This window comes from Streptomyces calidiresistens (genome assembly GCF_014141525.1).
Lineage (GTDB): Bacteria > Actinomycetota > Actinomycetes > Streptomycetales > Streptomycetaceae > Streptomyces > Streptomyces calidiresistens.
Map to the genome: position 1 here is coordinate 1 of NZ_VKHS01000726.1, position 2,749 is coordinate 2,749.

A 2,749-nucleotide genomic window follows, 5' to 3' on the forward strand; every position below is an offset into this window, starting at 1 on the left:
GAGCCGGGGGGGGCCGGGGGCGTCCCGGAGGGCGACCGACCCCACCACCCGGCGGGGAGCCGGAATGCGCCCTCCCCCGGGCCGGTGACCGGGAGCCGGGCGGGCACCGGCGGCCCGAACACCCCGTCGGCACCCGGAAGCGGCCCGGGGCGGGAAACCACCGCGCCCGTACGGGCCCGGCCCGGCGCGGCCACTCCCCGCGGGCCCCGGGAGGGGAGCGGCTCGGGCGGGCCCGTCCGCCCGCCCACTCCCCCGCCGTTCCCGGCGGGGGTACGGCTCAGCGGGCCCGCAACAGGGCACCCATCGGCCGCCAGGGCTCGGCCGGGTGGGCGGCGCGGCACCGCCAGAGCAACCCCTCGGGGTGGTGCAGCACCGCCGTGATCTCGTCCGGCGTGGGCGGTGAGGCGTTGCCCCGCAGGTAGACCGCCCGCAACCCGAGGTTGCGCAGGCGGGTCAGGGCCCGGGCGCGATTGCGGGCGTGCACCAGCACCCGCACCCGCTCCTGCCCGGCGCCGTCGGGGCGCACCCCGGACCCCGTTCCGGGGCGGGGCAGGGACAGCGCCACCACGACACTGCCGTCCGGCTGACGGACCCATCCACCATCGGGCACGGCACGCTCCTTCCGATCGTCACGCGGCACGCCCGGGCCGTGCGACCGGGTCGCACGGCACCGGCTCCCGCGCCGACCGCCACATCCTGGCCGGATCCCGTCCCCACCGCCAGGGTCTTTCTCACACCCGGCCCCGACCTGCGCAAACACCCGCTCCGGAGGGATCCCCCGGAATGGGGACGAAAGTCCCGGGGCGTCCGTCACCGTCCGGGGACCGAGCACCGCCTTGCTCCCCGACACCCGGGCAACTACCGTGCGTGGAGATCCTGTTGGAACGTGATGCCGTGCGCCCCCCCGTGCACCCGCCGCACGGATCGGCGCACGCTTACCGCCGCTCCCCCACGGGCATCGAGGCCCGTAGGGCCCGACCGGGACCCCCTCCGGTCGGCCGCCGTGCACCCTCATCCCCCCAGGACGGAATCCGCCATGCCGCATCCGAGTCCCGCGCAGGTCGTCCACGGGTCGGCCGCCGTCATCGGCTCCACCCTCCTGATGGTTCTCCTCTTCCCCTCGGCACCCGGCTGGGCGGTCGGCGCGATGACGGTCGTCGCGCTGACGCTCGGCGTGCTGGTCGCCGTGCGGCCGGGACTGCGGGCCGGCGCCCGGACGGCTCCGGCCGCCGTCGCCGAGCCGCGCCCCGCCGGGGCCCCGAAGGGAACCGGACGGATCGACGCCGAACGGCCGCGCGCCGTACGGGTCTGAGCGTTCGGGGTCGGGGAGGTCGTACGGCCTCCCCGACCCCGGGCCCCGGCCTCACCCGGCTCGGACGACCACCGTCCGGGCCGCCTTGTCGTGCACGCACTGCCGGTAGGGACGGTCCCAGGTACAGCTGAGGACGTTCCACAGCCAGAAGAGCGTGCCGAGGCAGGGCACCAACTGGGGCAGTGAGTACACGGCCGCGCGGAACCAGCCGGGGTTGCCGGCCGGGACGGCGCCGTTGTCGAGCATCGCCACCCGGATCCCGAGCAGCATCTTGCCCAGCGTCTGGCCCCGGTTGGTGAGCATCAGCCCCTCGTACACGAAGTACACCAGCAGATAGAGCAGTCCCCCCGTGCCGGGGAACCCGCCGTCGCCGTCGAGCGCCCACGGCAGGGTGATGAGGCCGACCGGGATGGCGACGACCAGCCAGTCCACCACCCGGGCGAGGAACCGACGGCCGAGCGGGGCGAGCGGCGGCATCCCCTCCAGGGGGTCGCGGGCGCCGCCGGGGCCGCCGTAGGGGTTGTGGGCGTAGGCGTCGCCCGGCGCGCCGAAGCCGGGTCCGTATCCGGGCCCGGGCGGCGGGGGCGGACCGTATCCCGCACCGCCGTACCCGGAGCCACCGGGGGGACCCCCGGCCGGTCCGCCGCTGCCGCCGCCCCCCGGTTGCGGACCGGGGGGCGGCTTGCGCAGGGGGTCCCGTTCCGGCTCGGGCCCGGAGGGGGGCTGCTCGTCGCTCATGCCCCGAGTGCATCCCGCGGCGCCGCACCGCGCACGCCGCGCGGGTCAACCGGGGGAACGGTTCGACCGACCGGGTCAACCGGCCCCGGCGGTACGACGCGGCCGGGCGGGTCGGCGTCCCGCCACGAAGGTGCGGGCGGCCCGGTCGTGCCACCCCTGGCGCCACGGCCGGTCGAACAGGGCGAGCACCACGCCGATCAGCCCGATCACCGACCACCACAGCACGGTGTGGGTGAACCAGCGGATCACCGCCGCCCCGATCCCCGGGCGGTCCCGGGTCCCCATGTCCACCACCCGCAGGCCGCACAGGGCCTTGCCCGGGGTGCGTCCCCACAGCGCGGTGGGCAGGGCCTCCACCAGGAAACCGACCAGCAGGAACACCCCGAGCACGAGGGCGAGCCAGGGGCCGGTGGTGCCGTCCACCAGCCAGACGTCCTCGGTCACCCCCGCCGACTCCACCGCGGCGATCTTCGCCTCGATGTGGTCGCGGGCGGGCTCCACGAAGGGCAGCGCCACCGCCGCCGCGGCGGCGACCGGCAGGAGACCGTCCACCAGCCGGGCCGAGATCCGGCGGATCGGTGCCCCCGGGTAGGCGTCGTCCTCCGTCTCCCACGGGGCGGGGGCCCGCACCGCGGTCAGACCGGCCTCGGTCAGCGGGGACATCTCGGGGGCACCGAGGACACCGGCGGAGGTGGGCGG

At 77.0% G+C, this 2,749-nt stretch carries 4 protein-coding genes; 1 reads left to right on the forward strand and 3 read right to left on the reverse strand.

Translation table 11 applies throughout. The annotated features are described in order from the left end of the window. Positions 1–277: 277 nt before the first annotated feature. Positions 278–610, reverse strand: a complete 333-nt coding sequence (locus tag FOE67_RS22010; protein ID WP_182666580.1) for a hypothetical protein — start codon at positions 608–610, stop codon at positions 278–280. Between the two features lie 426 nt (positions 611–1,036). Here FOE67_RS22010 and FOE67_RS22015 point away from each other — a divergent pair, with 426 nt between their 5' ends. Then, positions 1,037–1,312 carry a hypothetical protein gene (locus FOE67_RS22015; protein WP_182666581.1) on the forward strand — a complete coding sequence of 92 codons (276 nt, stop codon included), beginning with the start codon at positions 1,037–1,039 and terminating at the stop codon, positions 1,310–1,312. Between the two features lie 51 nt (positions 1,313–1,363). Here the strand turns inward: FOE67_RS22015 and FOE67_RS22020 are convergent, their stop codons facing one another. Together FOE67_RS22020 and FOE67_RS22025 are read right to left on the reverse strand one after the other, a co-directional pair. After that, positions 1,364–2,050, reverse strand: coding sequence for an RDD family protein (locus FOE67_RS22020; RefSeq protein ID WP_182666582.1), 687 nt, complete (start codon positions 2,048–2,050; stop codon positions 1,364–1,366). A 75-nt stretch (positions 2,051–2,125) separates the two neighbouring features. Then, positions 2,126–2,749: RDD family protein (locus FOE67_RS22025; protein WP_228474158.1), on the reverse strand; the 624-nt coding region annotated here is incomplete at its 5' end.